Here is a 24,367-nt window from a genome sequence, read left to right as displayed (position 1 = left end):
CCGTCAGGGCTCGAGAACCGAGCGATCCGCGTCGGAGAGCTCGACGTGTTCGAGCAGGTCGGGGCGTCGTTCGCCGGTGCGCAACAGCGACTGCTCCCTGCGCCAGCGGGCCACCTTGGCGTGGTCACCGGAGAGCAGGATCGGCGGCACCTCGAGCTCGCGCCAGCTCACCGGCCGGGTGTAACTCGGACCCTCCAGCAGGCCGTCGGAGAACGAATCCTCTTGGTGCGATTGCTGATTGCCGAGCACGCCGGGGAGCAACCGGACGACGGCCTCGGCCATCACCAGCACCGCGGCCTCGCCCCCGATGAGGACGTAGTCGCCGATGCTGACCTCCTCGACCCGCACCCGCCTGGCCGCATCGTCGAACACCCGCTGGTCGATGCCCTCGTAGCGGCCGCAGGCGAACACGAGGCGCTTCTCCCCCGCCCATCGGTGCGCGGTGTCCTGCGTGAAGGGCACGCCTGCCGGGGTGGGGACCACCAGCAGCGTGTCGGGGTCCGGCTCGGTGCCGAGCACCTCGTCAAGCGCCTCGCCCCACACGGTCGGCTTCATCACCATGCCCGGACCGCCGCCGTACGGCGAGTCGTCGACCGCCTTGTGGACGTCATGCGTCCAGTCCCGCAGGTCGTGCACGCCGACGGAGATCAGGCCCTTGTCGATGGCCTTGCCCAGCAACGCCGTTCGCAACGGCTCGAGGTACTCGGGAAAGATCGTGATGACGTCGAGGCGCACAGCTACTCCGGATTCAGAAGTCCCTCAGGCGGATCGATCTCGATGACTCCGTCGGCGACGGACACAGAGGTGACGATGGCCGCGACGAATGGGATCAGGATCTCGCCGGTCTTCTGCCCATCCGGACGCACGGAGAGCAGCTCTCCCGCGGCCGAGTGCAGCACCTCGATGACGGAGCCGACCGCGGTGCCGTCGCCCAGCCGGACGGCGAGGCCCTCGAGCTCGTGGTCGTAGAACTCGTCGGGATCATCCGACGGCGGCAGGTCCGCGGTGTCGACGATGAACAGCGTGCCGCGGATCGCGTCCGACGCCGTGCGGTCGTCGATCCCCTTGAGACGCAGCAGAAGCCGCCCGGAGTGTTCCCGGGCGGCTTCCACCGTGTAGCTGGTGAGTTTCTGCTCGCGGGGCTTGCGGCCGTGCAGCACGGTGCCGACCGCAAAACGCTCTTCGGGATCGTCGGTCCGTATGTCTACGGCCAATTCACCCCTGATGCCGTGTGACTTGGCCACACGCCCGATGACGAGCTCCACTGATTTACTGATCGGTGTCGACCACGTCGACGCGGATACCACGGCCACCGATGCCGGTGACCAGGGTCCGCAACGCGGTGGCGGTGCGTCCGCCACGACCGATGACCTTGCCCAGGTCCTCGGGGTTCACGTGCACCTCGACCGTCCGCCCACGGCGTCCGGTCGAGAGCTCGACCCGGACGTCGTCGGGGTTGGCGACGATGCCGCGAACGAGCTGTTCGACGGCATCGGCGACAACGGCACTCACTTGTCAGCAGCCTCGGAATCCGCGGCGGCCTCGGCCGGAGCCTCGGTGGCCTCCTCCACAGCGTCCTCGGCCGACTTCTTGGCCTGCTTCTTCTTCGGGGTGATGGCCTCGGCCACCGGCTCGCTGTCGGCCTGCGCCAGCGCGGCCTGGAAGAGCTCCAGCTTGGACGGCTTGGCTTCCTTGACCTTCAGGGTGCCCTCGGTGCCCGGCAGGCCCTTGAACTTCTGCCAGTCGCCGGTGATCTTGAGCAGGTTCTCGACCGGCTCGGTCGGCTGCGCGCCGACACCCAGCCAGTACTGCGCACGCTCCGAGTCGATCTCGATCAGGGAGGGCTCTTCCTTGGGGTGGTACTTGCCGATGGTCTCGATCGCGCGGCCGTTGCGGCGGGTGCGGGCGTCGGCGATGACGATGCGGTAGTGCGGGGTGCGGATCTTGCCGAGCCGCATGAGCTTGATCTTGACAGCCATGGTGGAGCCTTTCAGATGGTCACGGCGCAATTCAGCGATGCGCAAGGCCTACGCACCCGGTTTCGCGTTGAGGGGTTGTCGTGACCGCCGCGCGGTACGTAACCGGAGACGGGCGAACAGCGGTCCATTCTGCCAGACGATGAGGTCGCGCCGTTAATCGCCCGCGGCCGCCGGTGTTTCGCCCTTCCGCGGGCGCCCCCTCGGCCTAGACTTCGTTTGCACGTCATCACCGCAGGTCGGTGACGAATTCGACCGAAGTCGTCGCTCGTTCACAAGGGGGATCATGTCCAACGCGCCGTTCGCAGCGCCCATTGCGGGGCCACCGGTTCCGGCCGTCGGCCGACCGAACGCACTCGGCATCGCAGTGCTCACGCTCGGCCTGCTCAACCTGCTGCTCGGCTTCGGCCCCTACTTCGTCGTCCGAACCTCCGGCGACGTGATCAACATAAGCGGCTTCCTCCTCCCACAGGCCCTGCTCATCGTCGTTTTCCTGCTGTTCTCCGGCATCAGCGCGGGCCTGTCCACCGTGTCCCGGCTGTCCCAGTTCCCTGGCGCGGCGCCGGTCCTGCGGGCCATCGCGACCGCCGCGGCCGCGGTCGGCGCCCTGCTGGCCCTTTTCCTTCTGATCGCGATCAGCAACGTCCCCACCTTCACCGGCAACTTCTTCGACGATTCCGACGACGAGAGCCTGTCCGTCTCGCTCGGCTGGGGCGGGATCGCGATCCTGGTCCTGTCGATCCTGCAGACCGTGGCGGCGTTCCTCGCCCTGGCCTACGACCTCGGCCTGGTGCAGCCCCGCGCCGCCCGCGCGCCCGATCAGGGCGCCGGTCTCCCGCCCGCACAGTCCGAGCACCTCGACGCGGAGGTCCCGGGGACGCCCCCGCCCGCGGTCGGGTCCCCCGCCCCGACCAAGCCGTACACCCAGGCACTCGCGCTCGATCCGTACACCCCGCTGCAGACGCTCGGCCACATCGCCCAGTCCGATGCCGCGTTGCGGCCGTACGTCGCGGCGAACCCCAGCGCCTACCCCGACCTGCTGGACTGGCTGGCGGAGCTGGGCGACCCCGAGGTGGACGCCGCGCTGAAGGCACGCCAGGACCGCCGCGACGCCAAGACCGGGGACAAGCCCGTGGACGAGCCCGCCGACAAGGACAAGGACAAGGCCGACAAGACCGACAAGACCGCGAAGCAGACCGCCGACAAGGCCACCGACAAGGCCGGCGAGAAGGTGGAGGCCCCGTGACCCCCGACGACGGACCTCGCCCCGCCCCGAGGCGACTCCCCGCCGCCACCACCGCCTCCGCCGCCCGCCCAGCCCATCTTCGACGCGCCCACTGGGACCGCGCCCGGAGGAGGGCCGCTGTCCTGGAAGGGCTGGCTCGGCATCATCGCGGCCGTCACCGCCGCGGTCGTGCTGCTCGCAGGCGGCGGCTTCCTGCTCAACTCGACGCTGACCCGCGACACGAACGGCGAGGCGACCGCCGCCGATAGCGATTCCTTCGGCGACGCCGGGGGTGACGCCGGGGGCGATGCAGGCTCCCTCGACGACGGCGCCTTCGGAACCGATGGCACCGCGATCACCCCGACCGGCGCCGTCCCCACCTGCGCCGCTTACCCGCCCGCGGTCGACTCCACGGGACGCAAGAACTCCTATGAGGCCCGAACGCCACCGACGGCGACGTCACCACCGCCTGGCGCTGCGCTGGCACCAAGGGCCAGGTGCTCTCGGTGAGCTTCGCCTGCAAGCTCGACCTCACCTCCGTCGGGATCGATCCCGGCTACGACAAGAAGGACGTGGACGGCTCGGACCGGTTCGCCCAGAACCGCAAGGTCACGAAGGTGACATGGGCCTTCGACGACGGCACCTCGGTCGTCCAGGAGGTCCGTCCGGAGCGCGGCATCCAGGCGCTCGAGGTCGACAAGGCGGCCAAGACGGTCACCCTGACGATCAACGAGACGGTGGACGGTCAGCCGGTGAAGAACGCGGCAGGCCAGGAATCCGCGCCGTTCAACGACGTCACCTCGGTGAGCGAGGTCCGGTTCACCGGCCGGGCCGATGCAGGGGCCGATCCCTGCGTCAAGTAGGCGCGCGCATCACACGACCCGGCCGCGCACCTCGACCACCCGGCCGCGGAGCATGACCAGGTCCGGAGCGGCGAGCACCTCGGGCCCGGTGCGCGGGTCCTGCTCGTAGACGAGCAGGTCGGCGGGCGCGCCGGGCTCGATCCCGGGCCGACCCAGCCAGGCCCTGGCGTCCCAGCAGGCGGCGCCGAGCGCGCGGGTCGGCCCCAGTCCGGCCTGCGCGAGCGCGGCGACCTCGTCCGCGACCCGCCCGTGCACGATCGAGCCGCCGGCGTCGGTGCCCGCGTAGATCGGGATGCCTGCGTCGTGCGCGTCGCCGACGGTGCGACGGACCCGCGAGTGCAGCTCCCGCATGTGGCGCGCGTAGACCGGGTACCGGGTGGCCGCGTCCGCGATGCCGGGGAAGGTGTCGATGTTGATCAGCGTCGGCACCAGCGCGGTGCCGCGTTCGACCATCAGCTCGATCGTCTCCGAGGTGAGGCCGGTGCCGTGCTCGATGCAGTCGATGCCTGCGTTGATCAGGCCGGGCAGCGCGTCCTCGGAGAAGACGTGCGCGGTCACCCGGGCGCCGACCCGGTGTGCGGCCTCGATGGACTCCTTGAGGATGTCGTCGCTCCACAACGGGCGCAGGTCCCCCACCGAGCGGTCGATCCAGTCCCCGACGATCTTGACCCACCCGTCGCCGAGCAGCGCCTGCTGGGTGACCGCCTCCGGTAGCTGCGACTCGTCCTCGAGATCGACGGCAAGGCCGGGGATGTACCGCTTCGGCATCGCGATGTGCCGACCCGCCCGGATGATCCGCGGCAGGTCCTCGCGCGCGTCGAGATCCCGGGTGTCCACCGGCGACCCGCGTCGCGCAACAGCAGCGCCCCGACCGCGCGTTCGGCCTCGGCCTGCGCGATCATTCCCGGCCCGTCCTCGTGACCCCCGCCGTACTTGATACCGACGTGGCAGTGCGCGTCGACCAGCCCGGGCAGGATCCAGCCCGATTCGCACAGGGACTCCGCGCCGGGCACCGGCTGATCGGAGATCACCCCATCGCCGACCCACAGTTCCAGCGGCTGCCCGTCGGGCAGCCCGACACCGCGCAGCCGGAAGGACTCTGGGCGGGCAGGCGCCACGGCTACTTCTTGGGCAGCTTCAGCTGGGACAGGTCGATGCCCTCGAGGCCGGGCGGCAGCTCGTCGAGCCCCTTCGGCATCTTCGACAGGTCCATGCCTGCGGGCAGTCCCGGGAACCCGGCGGGCATCCCGCCCGGCATCCCACCGGGCATGCCGGGGAAGCCGCCGCGGATCTTCGGCTGCGTCGGCCCCTTGCCGCCCTTCTTGCCCTTCTTGCCCTTCTTGCTGCGCTGGCTCGAGCGGGCCCCTGGCATCCCCATCCGGCCAGCCATCGCGGCCATCATCTTGCGGGCCTCGAAGAACCGGTCCACCAACTGGTTGACGTCGGAGACCTTGACGCCGGAGCCGTTGGCGATGCGCAGCCGCCGGGAGGCGTTGATGATCTTCGGGTCATCGCGCTCCGCGGGCGTCATGCCGCGGATGATGGCCTGGACCCGGTCGAGCTGCTTCTCGTCGACGTTGGCGAGCGCGTCCTTCATCTGCCCGGCGCCGGGCAGCATGCCCAGCAGGTTGCCGATGGGGCCCATCTTCCGCACGGCCATCATCTGCTCGAGGAAGTCCTCGAGGGTGAGCTGGCCGGAACCGATCTTCTGGGCGGTTGCCTCGGCCTGCTTCGCATCGAAGACCTGCTCGGCCTGCTCGATCAGGCTGAGCACGTCGCCCATGCCGAGGATCCGGCTGGCCATCCGGTCCGGGTGGAAGACGTCGAAGTCCTCGAGCTTCTCGCCCGTGGAGGCGAACATGATCGGCTCGCCGGTAATCTCGCGGACGCTCAGCGCGGCACCGCCGCGGGCGTCGCCGTCGAGCTTGGTGAGCACCACGCCGGTGAAGCCGACGCCCGCACGGAACGCCTCCGCCGTCTGGACGGCGTCCTGACCGGTCATCGCATCGAGGACGAACAGGATCTCGTCCGGGTTGACGGCGTCGCGGATGCCCGCCGCCTGACCCATCAGCTCCTCGTCGATGCCGAGGCGTCCGGCGGTGTCGACGATCACCACGTCGTGCTGCTTGGCCCTGGCCTCCGCGATGCCCTGCCGCGCGATGTCGACCGGGTCGGCGGCCGACTGACCCAGCGCGTTCTCGCCGCCGCCGATCGAGGTGCCCGGGTGCGGCGCGTACACCGCGGCGCCCGCGCGCTCACCGACGATCTGGAGCTGGCTGACCGCGCCGGGGCGCTGCAGGTCGCAGGCCACCAGGAGCGGCGTGTGGCCCTGCCCGGTCAGCCACTTCGCGAGCTTTCCCGCGAGGGTGGTCTTACCGGAGCCCTGCAAGCCGGCCAGCATGATGACGGTCGGCGGGTTCTTCGCGAACCGGAGCCGCCGGGTCTCGCCGCCGAGGATCCCGACGAGCTCCTCGTTGACGATCTTGACGACCTGCTGCGCCGGGTTCAGCGCGCCGGAGACCTCGGCGCCCTTGGCGCGCACCTTGATCTTCTCGATGAAGGCGCGCACCACGGGCAGCGCAACGTCGGCCTCGAGCAGGGCGAGCCGGATCTCCCTGCAGGTGGCGTCGATGTCGGCGCCGGAGAGACGCCCCTTGCCCCGGAGGTCCTTGAGGGCACCGGTCAACCTGTCGGAAAGGGATTCGAACACCGATCGGGCTCCTGGCTGTCGCGTGGGCGTTTCGGTCAAGCCTAGCCGCTCTACCCGGCGCCCCCGTCCGTGGCGCCATCCTCGGCGCCCTCGCTCGTGCGCGGCCGGGGCGCAGGGACCACCGCGAGCATCGCAGCCTCGAACTCTTCCCTGGTTACCCGCGAGTCGGTGTCGCCGAGATACAGGCAGAACGCGTCGACCACCGACGCGCCGAGTGTGGAGACCCGCGCCCAGCGAATGTCGGCACCGTGATGCTCGAGCACGCTCGCCAGCCGGCACAGCAGGCCGAGCCGGTCCTCGGCCCTCAGTTCGAGGATCACCTGGCCGTCCACCGGGGTGTCGAACCAGATGATCCGCGGCGGCGCCTGCGCGTACTGGACAGGCACGCCCTCGGCTCCGCGCTCGAGCGCCTGCTCGGCCAGCGCCTGCTGCTCCTTCGCCTCGAGCATCGCGACCAGGTCCAGTTCCCCTGAGATGGCCCGGATCAGTTCCTGGCGCAGCAGCCCGGCCTGCGGCGGCGCACCGAACCGGGGCGCAACGGTGAACGAGTTCACCGCGGCTCCCTCGTGGCTACCGAGGGAGGCCGAGAGCACGCGCAGCGAATGCAGCGCCAGCACGCCCGCGGCGTCCGAGAGCAGGCCTGGCGTGTCCGGCGCGACCACGGTGACGGTGTAGGTGTGCGCGCCCTCCGCGGGCTGCAACAGCACGTGCACTCCCCCGTCGGCCGCCAACGCCGCATGCTCCGGGTCGATCGGGTCCGGCGTCGGCAGCTGCTCGCCCGCCATCACCATCCGGCAGCGCCGGACCAGTTCCCTGATCAGCGACGACTTCCAGTCCCCCCACACACCAGGACCGGTGGCCAGGGAATCGGCCTCGGCGAGCGCATAGAGGAGTTCGAGCAGCACCGTGTCGCCGCCGAGGGCCTCCGCGACCATCCGGACCGTCGCCGGGTCGTCCAGGTCGCGGCGGGTTGCGGTTTCCGGCAGCAGCAGGTGGTAGCGCACCATCGCGCTGAGCACCGCCACGTCCGAGGGCCACAGCCCGAGCCGATTGCCGATCTGATTGGCGAGCTCGGCGCCGACCAGGCTGTGATCGCCGCCGCGGCCCTTCCCGATGTCGTGCAGGAGGGCGCCGAGCACCAGCAGGTCGGGCCGCGAGACCCGGGTGGTGAACCCGCTGGCATAGGCGGCGGTCTCGACGAGGTGCCGGTCCACCGTCCACGTGTGCACCGCGTCGCGCGGCGGCAGGTCGCGGATCGCGCCCCATTCGGGCAGCAGCCGCCCCCACAGGCCGGTGCGGTCGAGCGCCTCGATCACCCCAATCGTGTTCCTGCCGGATCCGAGCAGCACAAGCAGGTCGTCGAGGGCCTCCTTCGGCCACGGCTCCCGTAGCTCGGGTGCGCTGTCCGAGAGGCGGTTCAACGTCGAGGCGGAGATCGGCATGCCGGTCTGCGCGGCCGCGGCCGCAACCCGCATGATCAGCCCCGGGTCCTTGTTCGGTTTGGCATCGCGCGCCAGCACCACCTCACCCGCGTGCTCGACCACTCCCTCGTCCAGCGGTCGCCGCACCGGCACCCTGCGCAGCCGCGACAGGCCCCGGCGCGGCAGCGCGTTGCCCGCCGTCCGCAGCCCGACGTCGACGGAATAGCTGATGGTGCGGGCCGAGTCACTGAGCATCCGGGCCAGGTCGAAGCGGTCCCCTATCCGCAGGGCCGCGCCGATCTCGTCGGCGTCCTGAGCCCGGAGCTGGTCGCGGGCGCGTCCGGCCACCCGGTGCAGTTCGGTCCGCACGTCCAGCAGCCGATCGTGCGCGAATGCCAGTCCGCCGCCGGGTGTCTGCGGGCCGAGTCCAGGCACCGCGTCGGTCAGCTGCGCGATCGCCAGCGCGCTGAGCAGCTGGATGTCGCGCAGCCCGCCGCGGCCGTTCTTGATGTCCGGTTCGGCCCGGTGCGCGATCTCGCCGCTGCGTGCCCACCGCGTGCGCGCCTGCTCGACGAGTTCGTCGAAACGCGAACGGATCCCGGTGCGCCACTGCCGCCGCACCCCGCCGATCAGCAGGTTGCTCAGCTCCACATCGCCCGCGATGTGCCGGGCCTCGAGGAGACCGAGAGCGGCGGTGAGGTCCGACGACGCCACCTGCAGCGCCTGCGGGACGGTCCGCACGCTGTGGTCGAGCTTGATGTGCGCGTCCCACAACGGATACCAGAGCCGATCGGCCACGTCGGAGACGACGGCGGGGTCCAGGTCGTCGTGCAGCAGCACCAGGTCCAGGTCGGAGTACGGCAGCAGCTCGCGGCGGCCGAGCCCGCCGACGGCGACGATGGCGAATCCGCTGTCCGGCTTGATGCCGAGCTCGGCCCCCTTGGTGGTCAGCCAGAATTCGTGCAGGTCCACCAGCGCCTGCCGGAGGGCGATCGTGTCGAGACGGCGGCTCCGGGAACCACCGTCCAGCAACTGCTTCCGGGCACGGACCAGATCGTCGGCGGCAACGATGCCCCGGACGCGGGTGGCCCCGACCCCGCCGACGTCGCGGCGGGATCGGGGCCACCAGATCCGGACCCTGTTGGGTCAGAGCGCATCCGCGCCCCGTTCACCCGTACGTACGCGGATGACGGATTCGACGGGCGACACCCAGACCTTGCCGTCTCCGATCTTTCCGGTACGAGCGGCCTCGACGATGACCTCGACGACCTTGTCCACGGCGGCGTCGTCGACGACGACCTCGACGCGGACCTTGGGCACGAAGTCGACCGAGTACTCGGCACCGCGGTACACCTCGGTGTGGCCCTTCTGACGGCCGTAGCCCTGGACCTCACTGACGGTCATACCGAGCACCCCGGCCTGCTCCAAGCCGGTCTTGACATCCTCGAGGGTGAACGGTTTGACGATTGCGGTGATCAGCTTCATATTTCTCATGCCTCCCTGACGGTCGAGCGCCCCGGTACCGAGCTTCCGCCGAGCGCGGCGAAATCGTATGCGTTCTCAGCGTGTTCTGCTTCGTCCACGCCGAGCGACTCGGCCTCATCGCTGGCCCGGAGGCCGATCGTGTACTTCACGATGAGCGCGACGATCGTCGTGGCGACGAGCGAGTACAGCAGAACCGCACCCGCACCGACCGCCTGACGCCACAGCTGGTCGAAGCCCCCACCATAGAACAGTCCCTTGACGCCCGCGGGCGCCTCCTCCGTCGCGACGAAGCCGATCAGCAGGGTGCCGACCAGACCGCCGACGAGGTGGACACCGACGACGTCGAGCGAATCGTCGTAGCCGAAGCGGTACTTCAGGCCGACCGCGAGGGCGCAGAGGACACCCGCGGCCACGCCGATGGCCAGCGCGCCGAGCACGTTCACCGAGGAGCAGGCGGGGGTGATGGCGACCAGACCGGCGACGATGCCGGAGGCGGCGCCGAGGGTGGTGGCGTGCCCGTCACGAATCCGCTCGACCAGGAGCCAGGACAGCATCGCGGCGCAGGTGGCGATGACGGTGGTCAGGAAGGTGGCACCGGCGATCCCGTTGGAGCCCACCGCGGATCCCGCGTTGAAGCCGAACCAGCCGAACCACAGCAGTGCGGCGCCGAGCATCACGAACGGCAGGTTGTGCGGACGGAACGGCGTTCCTGGCCATCCCCGACGCTTGCCGAGGACGATGGCGAGGACCAGGCCGGCGATGCCGGCGTTGATGTGAACCGCGGTACCACCCGCGAAGTCGATTGCCTTGAGCTGGTTGGCGATCCAGCCACCCTTCTCCGCGGTCACGCCGTCGAAGGCGAAGACCCAGTGCGCCACCGGGAAGTAGACGATGGTCGCCCACAGGCCCGCGAAGAGCAGCCAGGGGCCGAACCGGAGGCGGTCGGCGACCGCGCCCGAGATCAGGGCGACGGTGATGATCGCGAACATCGCCTGGAAGGCGACGAAGACGGTTGCCGGGATGGTGCCGACCAGCGGGATGGCCATGCCTGCGCCGGTGTCGGCGTCGGCCAGGTAGGCGCCGCCGAAGATGCCCTTCAGGCCGAAGTACTGGAAGGGGTCACCGAAGAGGCCGCCCTTGTCCTCGCCGAAGGCCACCGAGTAGCCGAACAGGACCCAGAGGATGCCCACGACGCCCATCGCGCCGATGCTCATCATGATCATGTTCAGAACGCTCTTGGCCCGGACCATGCCGCCGTAGAAGAATGCGAGCCCCGGCGTCATCAGCAACACGAGCGCGGCGCTCATCAGCATCCACGCGGTGTCTCCGGTGTCCGGCGCCCCGATTGTGGGAAATTCCACGTTGAGCCTCCTCCTTCTGTCGTCCCGCTCCTTGCGGCTTTCGACTTGGTGTGAAGACTGCTGATCCGGTGTTTCAGCTGTGGCGCTGCTGTGTTTCGCTCGAGTGAACGCATCGGGGGAATGTGTTGCTTCTACGTTTCACGAACCTGTCGCCCCAGTGAATCTCCCTGTGCGGAGCCGCGGCCGGGCGGGCCCCGGCCGCTTCGTTACTCATTCGTTAGGCGTCCACCGACGGCCACGGGGGCGCCGAGAGGGCGCCCCCGTGACCCCTTTTCACTCCCCGTCGAGCAGCTGCTCGAGCCGGGCCATGCAGAACCCGCTGATGCTGACGTTGTCACCGAGGTTCAGATGGGTGGACAGGCGCAGCAGCGGAACCGAGAGCAGCACCGCGCCGAGCACCTCGTTGAACAGCAGGTTCTGCACCTTCCAGCCGGTCAGCTCCTCGTAGCGGGCGACGGTCTCCTCCCGCGTCGGGGTGCCGGGCAGGGTCGGGTGGCCCTCGTTCTCGCTGCATGCCCAATCCAGGAACAGCACCCAGGCCAGGTCGGCCTCGTGGTCGCCCAGGTATGCCATCTCCCAGTCGAGTACGCCGGCGACCGCCAGCTCCGGCGTGTACAGGATGTTCGACATGCGGGCGTCGCCCCAGACCAGCGTCACGTGCTCCGGCTCGTAGAGGTTGCCCTTGAGCCAGGTCAGGGCCCTCTCCATCACCGGGGGCAGTTCCGGCGCCGCCCAGCGCACGGCCTGGTCGAGGTAGTTCACGATCTGCTCGACCGGCTTGTCCCCGAACTCGGGCATCGCCAGGAACCCGAGCCGCAGCTCCTCGGGGTCGAGCAGATGCACCTGCGCCATCGTCTCGATGCACTCCCACCACATCTTTGCCCGACCCTGCTCGTCGGCCTCGAAGTAGTTGCCTGCGGTGTGGTACGACGGGAAGTCGCTGGGCGCCTCGGCATTTCCGATGCGGTCCATCACGTAGTACGGAGTTCCGAGCGGGTTGTCGTCCGCGTCGATCCACCGGACGCTGGGGACGGGGAGATCGGTCGGCGCGAGCCGCTCCGAGACCAGGTACTGGCGCCGCAGGTCGTAGTCAGGGAACAGCGAGATCTCGGGCGGCCGTCGGAAGACGTACCCGGCCGACTCGTGCTCGGCACCCTCGAGGTCGAACAGGTAGGTCTCGGTCGAGAACCCGCGTTCGGTGCGCTTCCAGTCGACGATCTTCGCGTTCTTGGCACCCGGAATGCGCTGTTGGACAATCGGCTCGAGGGCGGCCGCCAGGTCCTCCGGCGCGACCCGCTCAGCCATTGTTCTTGCCGGATCGGTTGGCGCTCCAGTCGGTGTAGCCGTAGCGCGGGTTCACGCCCATGAACACCATCTCGACCAGTCCGTGTCCGACCTTGTCGCCCATCCGGACCTCGACGAGCGTCTCGCTGAGCATGCTCACCTTGCGGATCTCGTCGACGTCGGTGATGTCGACGTCGAAGCTGTCGCTGAAGTCCTTGCCGCGGTACATGCCCGACGCGTAGCCGTTGTACTCGTCGTAACCGGCGAGGCCCGGCCAGAAGTCGCACACGGGCTTGACCTCGATGACATCGGTCGTGCGGTCCGAGCGGTGCACGGTGAACGTTCCGGACTTGACGACGCGGAGGTCGTCGCGGAAGTCCAGATCGTGCTCGACGTCGATGATCGGCAGCGGCTCCTTGCCGGAGTCGATCGGGAAGAGCACCTCGCCCTCGAACTGCCAGCGCTCCCCTGTGTGGGTCTCACGCTGCGCGAAGTGCACCACCTCGTCGTCGAACTGGAAGATACCCATGTAGTAGAGGACGCCGGCAGGCACCTCGGAGGGCTGCATGTTTCCGCCCTCGGGCAGGCTGCCGCCGCCGCCACCGTGGCGCACGCCCCACGAGTGGTCGCGACCGAACCACCAGTTCTCGGGGTCGATCTCGATGCGCTCGCCGTCGAGCTCGATCCAGCCGGTGATGGTGCCGTTCTGGTAGAACCGGCGCGCATCCTCCCGAACCCGGCCGCGGCTGCGGTGGAAGGCAGCGGTCTGCTCGTAGACCGGGAAGTCACCGGTGAAGTCGAGCTGCAGGCTCAGGCCGTGCTCGTTGGACTCGACGGTGGAGCTCACCTTGCGCAGCGGCTCGACGATCTCGTACGTGTACGGCCCGACGCTGAACGCGTTCAGGGCCCCGGTCTGCGGGTTCAGCTCGGTGGACATGCGCACCACGCGGGCCTGCTCGCCCTTGCGGGTGACCATGGCGTAGGCGTCCATGACGTTGCGGTTCGGGTACTTCGCCATGCCGGTCATGATGCTGATCTCGCCGGACTTGTCGAAGCCGTACATCACGATGCGCTCGGTCCAGCGCAGGTCGCTCTGCGAGACGTGGTCGAGGGTGGTCGGGAGCTGGTGGATGAGCAGTTCGTCGTGCGGCGTGATCATGGCGAGCCCTTCGTGAATCGGATGATTCCCGAAATATAATACGGAGCATGTCGCATCGTAATGCTTTCCGCGAAAACTCTGCGGTACTGTCCGCCGATGTGAGCGAACAGAGGGATCGACAGGTCCAGCAACCGGGCGCGGGCAGGCCCCGCGACCCCGAGGTCGACAGGTCGATCCTCCAGGCCACCCGCGAGCTGCTGACGGAAACGGGCTACCAGAAGACCACGATCTCGGCGATCTCCCGGCGCGCGAAGGTCGGCACCGCCGCCATCTACCGGCGCTGGGCGACGAGGGAATCGATCGTCGAGGACGCAATCTTCGGCATGCAGGACGTGGACCTCCCCACCGCGACCGGCGACCTGCACGCGGACCTGCTCGCCTGGACGAGGATGTTCCTCGACCGGATCGCGGAACCCGCGACCAGGTCGGCGATCCCCGGCCTGCTCTCGGCGTACCACCACCACGAGGGCGTCTACGAACGGCTCGTCGGCCGCGCCGAGCTGCCCGCAAGGGAGGCGATGACCGTGCTGCTCGCCTCGGCCGCGCCGGAACGCACGGCCGAGGCCACACAGGCCACCGCGAACGCGGTCTTCGACCTGCTGATGTCGGCCACGACCATGCGCGGGCTCACGGTCGGGCTGATCGACGCGGAGTCGTTCTGCGCCCGTACCGCGGACGCGTTGACGGTGCTCGCCGAGTCCGGGGTCTGACCCCTCGGGTCAGCCCAGCAGCGCGTCCACGAAGGCGCCCGGCTCGAACGGCGCGAGGTCGTCCGCGCCCTCCCCCAGCCCGACGAGCTTCACCGGAACACCCAGCTCGTGCTGGACCTGGAAGACGATGCCACCCTTCGCCGTGCCGTCGAGCTTGGTCAGCACCACACCGGTGATGTCCACGACCTCCGCGAACACCCTGGCCTGCATCAGGCCGTTCTGACCGACGGTGGCGTCGAGCACCAGCAGCACCTCGTCGACGACGGCGCGCTTCTCCACCACGCGCTTGACCTTGCCGAGCTCGTCCATCAGCCCGGTCTTGGTGTGTAGCCGGCCTGCGGTGTCGACGATCACCACGTCCACGCCGGTCTCGATGCCCTTGGTCACCGAGTCGAAGGCGATCGCGGCGGGATCACCACCCTCGGGACCACGCACCACCTCGGCGCCCACCCGCTCGGCCCAGGTCTGCAACTGGTCCGCGGCGGCCGCGCGGAACGTGTCGGCAGCGCCGAGCAACACCCTGCGACCGTCCGCGACGAGCACGCGCGCCAGCTTGCCGGTGCTGGTGGTCTTGCCGGTGCCGTTGACGCCGACGACCAGCAGCACCCCGGGGTCGAATCGTGCGGCAGCGCCTTGATCGAACGGTCGAATTCGGGGTGCAGGGCCTCGATCAGGACGGTGCGCAGCAGGGCTCGAGCGTCGGCCTCGGACTTGACGCTGCCCGCCGCCAGCTCGGAGCGCAGCCGGGTCATGATCTGCTCGGTGGTTGCGCTACCGAGGTCCGCGATCAGCAGCGTGTCCTCGATCTCCTCCCACGAGTCCTCGTCCAGGTCGCCGCCGCCGAGCAGACCCAGCAGGCTCTTGCCGACCGCGGACTGCGAGCGCGAGAGCCGGCCGCGCAGCCGGTCGAGCCGTCCCGCGGTCGGCGCGATCTCCTCCACCGGGGCGGGAACAGCCGGGACCGGGGCGGGGCAGCCGCCTCCTCGACGGGAGCCGGCTCGACCGGGGCGGGGACTTCCGGGGCAGGGGCTTCCGGGGCGGGAGCGACCTCCGGCGCCTCCTCGACGGGCGTTTCCTCGGCGGGGGCGGGCGCGGGCTCGACCGGCGCGGGAGCGGCCGGGGCCGGCTCGATCGGCGCGGGCGGCACCTCCGTGATCGGTTCCTCGACCGGCGGAGTCACCGGCGGCGCCTGCGGCGGGGTCGGCCGGGACACGGGCGGCGCGGTGGCCGTCGCACCCTGACTGAAGCTGATCCCGCTCGCGGGCTTGTACCCGCCCGAACGGTCCTTCGTCTCCCCCAGTTCACCTGGCGCCGGCTGGGTGGGCTGCAGGCTGACCCGCCGCCTCCGGTACAGCGCCCAGCCCACGACGAGCGCGACGAGAAGGACGGCCACGACGGCCGCGATTGCGATCCAAGCTCCGGTAGTCACGCCCCCCATCCTTTCAGGCACCGATCCGGCGCAGAGAGGCGACGGGAGATCACCCGGTCAGCGAGCGATCGACGCCCCGTGCATCACTCCGCGACCGGCTGGGGAACGGCCAGGTTCTGCCCCCGCATGCGCTGCGAGATGACCTGCGTGATGCCGTCGCCGCGCATGCTGACGCCGTACAGCGCGTCGGCCACCTCCATGGTCGGCTTCTGGTGGGTGATGACGATTAGCTGCGACTTCTCGCGCAGCTGCTCGAACAGGCCGATCAGGCGCCGGAGGTTGGTGTCGTCGAGCGCGGCCTCCACCTCGTCCATCACATAGAACGGGGAGGGACGGGCGCGGAAGATCGCCACCAGCATCGCCACCGCGGTCAGCGACTTCTCGCCACCGGAGAGCAGCGAGAGCCGCTTGACCTTCTTGCCGGGCGGGCGGGCCTCCACCTCGATGCCGGTGGTGAGCATGTCGGACGGATCGGTCAGCACCAGCCTGCCCTCGCCGCCGGGGAACAGTTTCGCGAACACCCCGACGAACTCGCGCTCGACGTCCAGCCACGCCTCGGTGAACACCTGCAGGATCCGGGCGTCAACGTCGGCGACAACCCCGAGCAGGTCCTTGCGCGCGGTCTTGACGTCCTCGAGCTGGGTGGCCAGGAAGTTGTAGCGCTCCTCGAGGGCCGCGAACTCCTCCAGCGCAAGCGGATTGACCTTGCCAAGGGTCGCGAGGTCCCGCTCGGCCCGCTTGGCCCGTCGCTCCTGGGTGTCCCGGTCGTAGGGCATCGGAGCGGGGGCCACCACCTGTTCGCCCCGCTCGCGCGCCTGTTCGTACTCGGCCATCTCCAGTGCCGACGGCGGCAGCGGTACGTCGGGTCCGTACTCCGCGACGAGGTCGTCAAGGCCGATGCCGTGCTGCTCCGAGATGGTCTGCTCGAGCTGCTCGATCCGCAGTGCGGCCTGAGCCCGGGCGACCTCGTCGCGGTGCACGGCGTCGGTGAGCGCGGTCAGCTGGCCGGTGTACTGCCGCACCCGCTCCTTGACCGTCTCCAGTTGCTGTGTGCGCTCGGTCCGCTGCCGGGTCAGCTCGTCGCGGTGTGCCACGGCGGCCGCGACCACCTCCTCCAGGTGAGTCGCCACCCGCCTGCCGGACTCCGCGACGGCGGCGGCGACCGTGGCCGCGTTCTGCCGCGCGGCCATGGCCCTTTCGGCACGGGCCCGTGCCTCGCGTTCCACCTGCGCCGCACGCCGAAGCGAATCCGACTTGCCGCGAACGGATTCCGCCCGTTCTTCGGCCGTCCGCAGCGTCAGGCGCGCCTCCATCTCCACGGACCGCACCTCGGCCAGCGCCGCGGCCGCGGCCTCGCGCTCGCCGCTGCTTGGGTCCCCGGCCGCCGGATCGCTGTCCAGTGACTGCTCCTGCTGGGCCAGCGCCAGGCGCTCCTCCAGCTCCCGCAGCGACGCGACCGCGTCCTCACGGCCCGTCTCCGCCGCGGTGCGCTGGCCCGCAAGCCGCTCGGATTCGGCGTGCGCGGCGCGGGCCACCTGGCCGAGCCTGCCGAGCTGCTCGTAGATCGCCGACAGGGCGGCGTCGGACTCGTTGAGCGCGGCCAGGGTCTGCTCGGCGGACTCGGCGCGGAGCTCGCGTTCGGTGGTGGCCCCGACAGCGCGGCGGAGAGCTCGTCCGCGCGGCGCTCGGCGTCCGCCAGGCCCGCCGTGGACGCGTCGATGGCCGACTGCACCTCGAGGGTGGAGGGTCGACGATCGGAGCCGCCGGTCATCCAGCCGGACCCGAGGAGGTCGCCGTCCCTGGTGACCGCCCGCAGGCCGGGTCGTCCGGCGACGAGGTCCGAGGCCTCCTCGAGGGTGTCCACGACGGCCACCTCGCCGAGCAGCGCGCTGAGCGCCGCGCGCAGGTTGTCGGGATGTTCGACCAGGTCGAGGGCGCGCTGCGCGGATCCTGGCAGGGCAGCGTCGTCCCGCGGCGACACCGAGGCGCCGTCCCCGACCACCAGGGCGGCCCGTCCGCCGTCGGCCTCCTTGAGCGCGGCGACGGCCGACCGCGCGGCGGCCACGGTCTGTGCCGCGATGGCGTCTGCGGCGGGCCCGAGGGCGGCGGCGATCGCGACCTCGTAGCCCTGCCGGATGCGGAGCATCCCGGCGAGCGGGCCGATCAATCCGTCCTCGGCGCGATGCTCGATCAGCCAGGCGGCGCCGTCCTTCTGCTGCAGTCCGATCGAGAGCGCCTCGATCCTGGCCCGCAGCGACGCGACCTCCTGGCCGGCGGCGCGCTCGGCGTCCTGCAGTTCGGTGACCCGGGCGTTGGCCGCCTCGAGCGCGGCGACGGCCCGTTCGTGCTGGGTGTCGAGCCCGAGTTCGCCCTCGTCGAGATCGCCGATCTGCGCCTGCACGCCTTCGAATTCCGCCTGCGCCGCATCGCCGCGGGCGCGCGCGTCCTCGATGGCCAGCGTCAGTCGCGCGACCTCGGCATCGACTGAGTCCGCGCGGGTGCGGAGGGTGTCCACCTGGCCGGAGAGCCGGGCCAGGCCCTCGCGACGGTCGGCAATGGCCCGGACCGCGGCCATGTGCGCCCGCTCGGCGGCGGCGGAGGCCTCCTCGTACTCGGTCAGAGTGTCTTTGGCGGCGTCGAGGGTGGCCCTGGCCATCTCGACCGCGGCCACCAGCTCCGCCTCCTCCGCCGCGACGCGTTCGGCCTGCGCCTCGAGCTGGTCGGGGTCCTGCCCGCGACTCGAGGTGGGTGCGCTGTCGAGGTGGCGGGCACGTTCGGCGGCGATCCTGATCGTGGCGTTGACCCGCTCGGCCAGCGCGGAGAGCTGGAACCACGTCTGCCCCGCTGCCTCCGCGCTCGGGGTCAGCCGCGCCAGGGCCTGCTCGTGGGCGCCGAGCTCCGCGGACGCCGCCTCGAGCTCGGCCTGCACGTGCTCCTGCTGAGCTCGGGCCATCGCCTCGTCCTGGGACTGCGATGCCAGCTCCGCCCGCCGGGTGACCAGGTCGTCGGCCACCAACCGCAGCCGGGCGTCGCGCAGGTCGGCCTGCACAGTCTGCGCGCGGCGCGCGACCTCGGCCTGCCTGCTCAGCGGCTTGAGCTGACGACGCAGTTCGGTCGTGAGATCGGTCAGCCTGGCGAGGTTGGCCTGCATGGCGTCCAGCTTGCGGACGGCCTTTTCCTTGCGCTTGCGGTGCTTGAGGACGCCCGCGGCCTCCTCGATGAACGCGCGGCGGTCCTCCGGGCGGGACTCCAGGATGGCGGCCAGGCGGCCCTGACCGACGATGACGTGCATCTCCCGGCCGATGCCGGAGTCGCTGAGCAACTCCTGGACGTCCATCAACCGGCACGAGCTGCCGTTGATCTCGTACTCGCCCGCGCCGTCGCGGAACATCCTCCGGGTGATCGAGACCTCGGAGTACTCGATCGGCAGCGCGCCGTCGGAGTTGTCGATGGTGAGCGTCACCTCGGCGCGGCCGAGTGGGGGCCGGCCGGAGGTGCCGGCGAAGATGACGTCCTCCATCTTGCCGCCGCGCAGCGCCTTCGCGCCCTGCTCGCCCATCACCCAGGTGAGGGCGTCGAGGATGTTCGACTTGCCGGACCCGTTCGGCCCCACCACGCAGGTGATGCCCGGTTCGAACCGCAGAGTCGTCGCGGACGCGAAGGACTTGAACCCCTTCAGCGTCAGACTCTTGAGATGCATGGCGAATGACGTTACTGCACCGCACCGACCGAATCGGCCATTGAGCACCGCGCCGGGGCGAAGACCAGGGTCTTCGCCCGCGGCACCGGCGAGGCCCTACCCCGATGCGCCAGGAACCGGGGAACCCACCGTGAACTTGGCGCCGAACGGGTCGGTGATCTCCGCGGTCCGCCCGTACGGCATGTCCGTCGGGTCGTCCGCGGTGCCCCGGCTGCTCGGGCGGCGGCGACGGTCGCGTTCGCGTCGTCCACCTGGAACAGCGTGCCCCAAGCCGCTGCGGGCGCCGCCGGGTCACCCATGATGCCGCCGATCTCGTGTCCGTCCGGTCGGCGTAGAAATGTGAAGTCCATGCCGGGCAGGTCGTCGTTTCCGTCCAGGGTGAAGTCGAACACCGCGGCGTAGAAGTCGCGGGCCGGGCCGGGTCTCGGTGTCACCAGGTCGTTCCGCAGCAGCGTGTTCGGCTCGTTCACCAACTCGCAGCCGACGTGTGCCTGGCCCTGCCAGAGCCCGAACTGTCCGCCAGAGGGGTCTCGCATGATCGCCATCCGGCCCTGCCCCATCACATCCATCGGTTCGACCAGCACGGCACCGCCCGCGTCCCTGGATCGAGCGACCGTTTCGTCGACGTCGTCGGTTGCCAGGTAGACGTTCCACCAGAAATCGGTCGCGTTCTCGTCGGGGTTCGGCATCAGCGCGGCCACCTTCTTACCCCGCAACAGACACATCGTGTACCGCCCGGCCTCTTCGGGGCCGATGTCGAACTCCCAGCCGAAGACCTGCCCGTAGAACGACATCGCCCGATCCAGGTCGGGGATGCCCAGGTCGATCCAGGTCGGGGTGCCAAGCGGTTGGTTCGTCGTGACGGCGCTCATCGCTACTCCTCAACTGTCGGGTACGCCGTCGACGCTAGCCTTCGGCGCCGACACGGACCCTGCATTACTCTCCCCGAGTGATCGATGATGTGACCAGTTCCAAGGGGCTCCGGGCGGGGCCCTGAGCCTGACCTCCAGCGTGGTGATCGGGGTGGCCTCCGCCGGCCCCGCCTACAGCATCGCCGCCACCCTCGGCCTCGTCGTCGCGGCGGTCGGGCAACAGGCCCCGGTGGTGGCGTTGCTCGCGTTCGTCCCGATCCTGTTCGCCGCATTCGGCTACAAGGAACTCAACCGCGCCGACCCGGATTGCGGCACCACCTTCGTCTGGGCCACGCGCGCGTTCGGCCCGTCCTGGGGGTGGATGGCCGGCTGGGCCATCGTCGTCGCGGACGTGCTGGTGATGGCGAGCATGGCCCAGGTCGCGGGCCAGTACACCTTCCTGCTGTTCGGCGCGGAGGGGATCGGCCGCGACGCCACCAGCGTCTGGGTGCTGCTGCTCGGGGTGGCGTTCATGGTCGCCATGACCTACCTGTGCTTCCGCGGCATCGACATCTCGGCACGCTTCCAGTCGGTGCTGTTGACGATCGAGTTCGTCGCGCTGGTGCTGTTCGCGGTGGTCGCCCTGATCCGCGTGTGGCTCGGCAATGCGGGCGCCGCTGCCCTGACCCCGCAGTGGAGCTGGTTCAACCCGTTCGAGATCGGATCGTTCTCGACGTTCGTCAACGCGATCCTGCTGATGGTGTTCATCTACTGGGGCTGGGACTCGGTGGTCTCCGTCAACGAGGAGACCGTCGACAAGCGGCGCACGCCGGGCCGCTCGGCGGTGATCTCGACGATCGTGCTGGTCGCCCTGTACGTGCTCGTCACCGTCGCGGCGCAGTCCTTCGCCGGGATCGGCGAGGAGGGAACCGGGCTGGCCAACCCCGAGCACGTGGACGACATCTTCGCCGCGCTCGGGACCGCGGTGTTCGGCGAGAGCATGCTCGGGCAGATCCTGGTGCACGTCCTGCTGCTGATGATCCTGACGTCGGCGATCGCGTCGACGCAGACCACCATCCTGCCGACCGCCCGCACCACCCTGTCGATGGGCGTCTTCAAGGCGTTGCCGGACAGCTTCGCGAAGGTGCACCCCCGCTTCCTGACACCGACGGTGTCCACCCTCGCGATGGGCGCGGTGTCGGCGGGGCTCTACATCGCGTTCAACTTCGTCTCCGCGGGCAACCTGATCTTCGACTCGGTCTCCGCGATCGGGATCGCCGTCGGCTTCTACTACGGCATCACCGGTGTGTCCTGTGCGTGGCTGTACCGGGACACCCTGCGCGAGGGTCCGCGCGAACTGTGGATGCGGGGCATCCTCCCGCTCCTCGGCGGCGCGATGCTGCTGTTCTCCGCCGGATGGACGGCGGTGACCTCGTTCGCCTCGGACTACGGCGAGACCAGTTGGACGCTGCCCTTCGCCCCGCACTGGCAGATCGGCGGCGTGTTCATCCTCGGTGTGGGGTCGATGCTGCTCGGCCTGCCGCTGATGTGGTGGTGGCGCGGCCGCGACCGGCGATTCTTCGACGGCGAGATCATCGAACGCCGACTCCCCGAACCCGAGGCCCGCGACCGCGAACCGGTCGTCTGAGGCGTCAGGCGCGCTTCGTGGACGGCATGACCCGCCTGAGCACCTCGAGCATGGGCCGCTGGTACCACGAACCGAGAACGCGCACCATGAGGTCCAGGCCGCGGGCATCGTTGCCGACGAGGACGCGGGCCCGGTTCTTCGCGACGCCGTCGAGGATGATCTCCGCCGCCTTCTCCGGGCTCATCCTCAGCAGCTTCTCGTTGTAGAGCGCGGTCTCGGCCGCGTCCTTCGTCGGGCCCGCATGCCCGGCGTTGTTGGCGACGTTGGTCTTGACGCCGCCCGGGTGCACGCACGTGACGCGCACGGGGTGTCCACCCGCGAGCATCTCCAGCCGCAACGACTCGGTGAACCCGCGCACCGCGAATTTCGCGGAGTTGTAGGCGCTCTGGCGGGGCAGGGCGAGGATGCCGTAGAGGCTGGACGTGTTGATCACGTGGCCGTCGCCCGACGCGATGAGGTGCGGCAGGAATGCCTTGGTGCCGTTGACGACTCCCCAGTAATCGACGTCGAGGACGCGCTCGATGTCCTTGAACTCGGACTCGAGGATGGAGCCGGAGAAGGCGATGCCCGCATTGTTGTAGACCTGGTTGACGACGCCGAAATGCTCGACGACGGCGTCGGCATAGCGCAGCACCGATTCGCGCTCGGACACGTCGAGCCGGTCCGACCTCACCTCGGCACCCAGTTCCTCGAGCAGCCCGACGGTCGCGGCGAGCCCCTCGGTGTCGACGTCGGACACCGCCAGTCGCGCCCCGCGGCGAGCCAGACCGAGTGCGAGGGTTCGCCCCATGCCGGAGCCTGCGCCGGTGACGACCGCGACACGTCCGAGGAATTCACTCATGCCGCCAACCTACTCCCGGTCCGTGGGAGCGGTGACCCCTACAGGATGGCGACCGCGACGATCAGACCGAGCGCGACGTGCGCGGCCGCGACGACGAGCACCTCGGGAGTGAAGCGCTCCTCGGCGAGCACCTCGCCGATGTCGATGCCGGTGACGAGCTCGATGAATCGCACCGAGAACACCTGCGCGACAATCCCCAGCAGCCCGAAGACGAGCGTGTAGATCAGACCCTCGACCAGTCGGCCGGAGGAGGCGTAGATCGCCAGCACGATGATCAGCGCCATGCTCACCATGCCCGCCGACGTCACGATCGCCGCATTGGGCCTGCCCTCGCGCACCAGCGTTCGCAGGTGGCCGGGCGTGGTCCAGTCGATGGCGTAGAAGCCGAGGACCATCAGCAGCAGACCGACGATCGCGTACAGCGCGATCGCGGAGACGCCCCTGCCCAGATCGGACCAGTAATCGCTGCTCAGGGCGAGCACCTCAGTCGTCATCAATCGCTCCGTTTCGGTATGCATCGGGTTCGAAGAGTGCGGTCACGGCTGCGGAATCCGGTGCGGCACGAAGGCCGCGCCGTCATCGGTGATCAGCCCGGAGGTCTCCCGGATGCCGAGACCGGCGGCCGTGTCGCCGACGATCCAGGCGCCGAGAGCCGGGCGCATGCCGTCGAATTCCGGCAGTGGATCGAGCAATTGGTAGACGAAGCCCTCGTCGCCGTAGATGCCGCCGGTGGTCGTCTCCATGCCCGCGCCCACCACCGAGATGTTCGCGCCCTCCCGGCCGAGCCTGGGCTTGCGCACGTACTCGGTGAGCTCGTGCGGGTCGTCGAGATACGCGGGCAACAGGTTCGGGTGCCCGGGATACATGCCCCACAGCACCGCCAGGATCGCCTTGTTGCTCAACAGCGTCTTCCAGAGCGGCTCGACCCACATCGTCTCCGGGAGCAGCGCGAGGGCCTTCTTCCCGAAGTCGTCATCGAGCACCCACTCCCAGGGGTACAACTTGAACAGGGTCGAGATCGGCGCCTCTTCGAGGTCGACGAACCGGTGCAGGTCCTCGTCGTAGCCGATCTCCTCGATCGCGAGCGCCACGGTGTTCAGTCCCGCTTCCGCCGCTGTCTCCTGCAGATACGCGACGGTGATGTTGTCCTCGCCGCTGGCATCCGCCGACGACCAGGAGAAATGCGCCTCGTCGCCGGGCAGTCGGTCGCGGATCGCTCCCCATCGCTCGACCAGCGCCTCGTGCAGCGAGTTCCACTGGTCGTCGTCGGGGTGAGTGTCCTTGAGCCAATGCCATTGCAGGATGGACGCTTCGAGCAGGGTGGTCGGTGTGTCCGCGTTGTACTCGAGCAGCTTCGCGGGACGGCGACCGTCGTAGCGGAGGTCGAATCGACCGTAGACGTGCGGGTCGCCGCGACGCCAGGACTCGGCGATCGGGCCCCAGGTCCATTCCGGCAGACCGAAGTCCGCGAACCGCTCGGTGAGGATCACGTGCTCGACCGCGTTGAGGCACATCGAGTGCAGCAGTTCGACATCCGCCTCGATCGCCAGGATCTCGTCCATGTCGAACTCGTAGTGCACCGACTCGTCCCAGTAGGGGCGGGCGGTGCCGTCGCCGAGCCGGGCCGGGGTGCCGTACACCAGACCCTGGGATTCGACGATCTTCTGCCACCCAGGACGCGGGGTGGAACGAACTCTGCGCACG

17 protein-coding genes and 5 pseudogenes are annotated in these 24,367 nt (G+C 69.7%); 5 read left to right on the top strand and 17 right to left on the bottom strand.

From position 1 onward, the window contains the following. Positions 1-3: 3 nt before the first annotated feature. Genes trmD through rpsP form a run of 4 tightly spaced genes read right to left on the bottom strand, consistent with a single transcriptional unit; the run spans position 4 to position 1,979 of the window. On the bottom strand, positions 4-735 hold the full coding sequence (gene trmD, locus BTZ20_RS09780) for a tRNA (guanosine(37)-N1)-methyltransferase TrmD (protein ID WP_077041218.1): 732 nt from the start codon (positions 733-735) through the stop codon (positions 4-6). A 2-nt stretch (positions 736-737) separates the two neighbouring features. Then, positions 738-1,265, bottom strand: coding sequence for a ribosome maturation factor RimM (rimM, locus tag BTZ20_RS09775; protein ID WP_077041217.1), 528 nt, complete (start codon positions 1,263-1,265; stop codon positions 738-740). A 4-nt stretch (positions 1,266-1,269) separates the two neighbouring features. Continuing rightward, positions 1,270-1,512, bottom strand: a complete 243-nt coding sequence (locus BTZ20_RS09770; RefSeq protein ID WP_027499286.1) for an RNA-binding protein — start codon at positions 1,510-1,512, stop codon at positions 1,270-1,272. Beyond that, complete coding sequence (gene rpsP / locus BTZ20_RS09765; RefSeq protein WP_077041216.1) at positions 1,509-1,979, bottom strand: 30S ribosomal protein S16; 471 nt, start codon at positions 1,977-1,979, stop codon at positions 1,509-1,511. The genes BTZ20_RS09770 and rpsP overlap by 4 nt, the downstream gene beginning before the upstream one ends. A gap of 283 nt (positions 1,980-2,262) precedes the next feature. Here rpsP and BTZ20_RS09760 point away from each other — a divergent pair, with 283 nt between their 5' ends. The 3 genes from BTZ20_RS09760 (at position 2,263) to BTZ20_RS09750 (ending at position 4,064) form a co-directional block, all read left to right on the top strand. Then, a complete protein-coding gene (locus BTZ20_RS09760; protein WP_077041215.1) occupies positions 2,263-3,222 on the top strand; it encodes a DUF5336 domain-containing protein in 960 nt (319 codons plus the stop codon). A gap of 168 nt (positions 3,223-3,390) precedes the next feature. Continuing rightward, positions 3,391-3,711, top strand: a complete 321-nt coding sequence (locus BTZ20_RS09755) for a hypothetical protein (RefSeq protein ID WP_077041214.1) — start codon at positions 3,391-3,393, stop codon at positions 3,709-3,711. Continuing rightward, a complete protein-coding gene (locus BTZ20_RS09750) occupies positions 3,699-4,064 on the top strand; it encodes a hypothetical protein (protein WP_077041213.1) in 366 nt (121 codons plus the stop codon). The genes BTZ20_RS09755 and BTZ20_RS09750 overlap by 13 nt, the downstream gene beginning before the upstream one ends. Positions 4,065-4,073: 9 nt before the next feature. Here the strand turns inward: BTZ20_RS09750 and BTZ20_RS09745 are convergent. The 7 genes and pseudogenes from BTZ20_RS09745 to BTZ20_RS09715 form a co-directional block, all read right to left on the bottom strand. Then, positions 4,074-5,182, bottom strand: a pseudogene (locus tag BTZ20_RS09745) (amidohydrolase family protein). 2 nt (positions 5,183-5,184) lie between these two features. After that, the gene (gene ffh, locus BTZ20_RS09740) at positions 5,185-6,774 is read right to left on the bottom strand and encodes a signal recognition particle protein (RefSeq protein WP_077041212.1); all 1,590 of its coding nucleotides are present in this window, start codon (positions 6,772-6,774) and stop codon (positions 5,185-5,187) included. A 50-nt stretch (positions 6,775-6,824) separates the two neighbouring features. Then, positions 6,825-9,352 (bottom strand): annotated as a pseudogene (locus BTZ20_RS09735) ([protein-PII] uridylyltransferase). Further along, complete coding sequence (locus tag BTZ20_RS09730; protein WP_005240467.1) at positions 9,342-9,680, bottom strand: P-II family nitrogen regulator; 339 nt, start codon at positions 9,678-9,680, stop codon at positions 9,342-9,344. The pseudogene BTZ20_RS09735 and the gene BTZ20_RS09730 overlap by 11 nt, the downstream one beginning before the upstream one ends. 5 nt (positions 9,681-9,685) lie before the next feature. Further along, positions 9,686-10,993, bottom strand: coding sequence for an ammonium transporter (locus BTZ20_RS09725; protein WP_189636668.1), 1,308 nt, complete (start codon positions 10,991-10,993; stop codon positions 9,686-9,688). A 321-nt stretch (positions 10,994-11,314) separates the two neighbouring features. Continuing rightward, complete coding sequence (locus BTZ20_RS09720; RefSeq protein WP_077041210.1) at positions 11,315-12,346, bottom strand: phosphotransferase family protein; 1,032 nt, start codon at positions 12,344-12,346, stop codon at positions 11,315-11,317. Then, positions 12,339-13,484: a hypothetical protein gene (locus tag BTZ20_RS09715; protein ID WP_077041209.1), complete on the bottom strand. Its 1,146-nt coding sequence runs from the start codon at positions 13,482-13,484 to the stop codon at positions 12,339-12,341. The genes BTZ20_RS09720 and BTZ20_RS09715 overlap by 8 nt, the downstream gene beginning before the upstream one ends. A gap of 98 nt (positions 13,485-13,582) precedes the next feature. On the opposite strand from BTZ20_RS09715, the gene BTZ20_RS09710 reads away from it, so the two are divergent. Next, positions 13,583-14,194 (top strand): TetR/AcrR family transcriptional regulator, encoded by a 612-nt coding sequence (locus BTZ20_RS09710; protein WP_077041208.1) that lies wholly within the window; start codon positions 13,583-13,585, stop codon positions 14,192-14,194. A 9-nt stretch (positions 14,195-14,203) separates the two neighbouring features. Here the strand turns inward: BTZ20_RS09710 and ftsY are convergent. The 3 pseudogenes from ftsY to BTZ20_RS09695 form a co-directional block, all read right to left on the bottom strand. Then, positions 14,204-15,623, bottom strand: a pseudogene (gene ftsY / locus BTZ20_RS09705) (signal recognition particle-docking protein FtsY). Between the two features lie 83 nt (positions 15,624-15,706). Beyond that, positions 15,707-19,323: pseudogene (gene smc / locus BTZ20_RS09700) on the bottom strand (chromosome segregation protein SMC). Between the two features lie 96 nt (positions 19,324-19,419). Continuing rightward, positions 19,420-20,195 (bottom strand): annotated as a pseudogene (locus BTZ20_RS09695) (VOC family protein). Positions 20,196-20,346: 151 nt separating this feature from the next. Between BTZ20_RS09695 and BTZ20_RS09690 the strand changes: the two are divergent. After that, entirely contained in the window at positions 20,347-21,822 is a 1,476-nt protein-coding gene (locus tag BTZ20_RS09690; protein ID WP_411269120.1) for an APC family permease, read from the top strand. A gap of 4 nt (positions 21,823-21,826) precedes the next feature. On the opposite strand, the gene BTZ20_RS09685 is transcribed toward BTZ20_RS09690, so the two are convergent. The 3 genes from BTZ20_RS09685 to BTZ20_RS09675 are packed head-to-tail and all read right to left on the bottom strand — an operon-like array spanning position 21,827 to position 24,366. Beyond that, entirely contained in the window at positions 21,827-22,663 is an 837-nt protein-coding gene (locus BTZ20_RS09685; protein ID WP_077041206.1) for an SDR family NAD(P)-dependent oxidoreductase, read from the bottom strand. Positions 22,664-22,701: 38 nt separating this feature from the next. Then, the gene (locus BTZ20_RS09680) at positions 22,702-23,157 is read right to left on the bottom strand and encodes a DUF350 domain-containing protein (RefSeq protein ID WP_077041205.1); all 456 of its coding nucleotides are present in this window, start codon (positions 23,155-23,157) and stop codon (positions 22,702-22,704) included. A 42-nt stretch (positions 23,158-23,199) separates the two neighbouring features. Further along, a complete protein-coding gene (locus BTZ20_RS09675; RefSeq protein ID WP_077041204.1) occupies positions 23,200-24,366 on the bottom strand; it encodes a glutathionylspermidine synthase family protein in 1,167 nt (388 codons plus the stop codon). Between the last annotated feature and the right edge of the window lies 1 nt (position 24,367).

The sequence above is a fragment of the Rhodococcus sp. MTM3W5.2 genome (assembly GCF_001984015.1).
Lineage (GTDB): Bacteria > Actinomycetota > Actinomycetes > Mycobacteriales > Mycobacteriaceae > Rhodococcus_G > Rhodococcus_G oryzae.
Note: the sequence above shows the minus strand (reverse complement) of the source record. Positions and strands in the feature narration are given on the sequence as shown.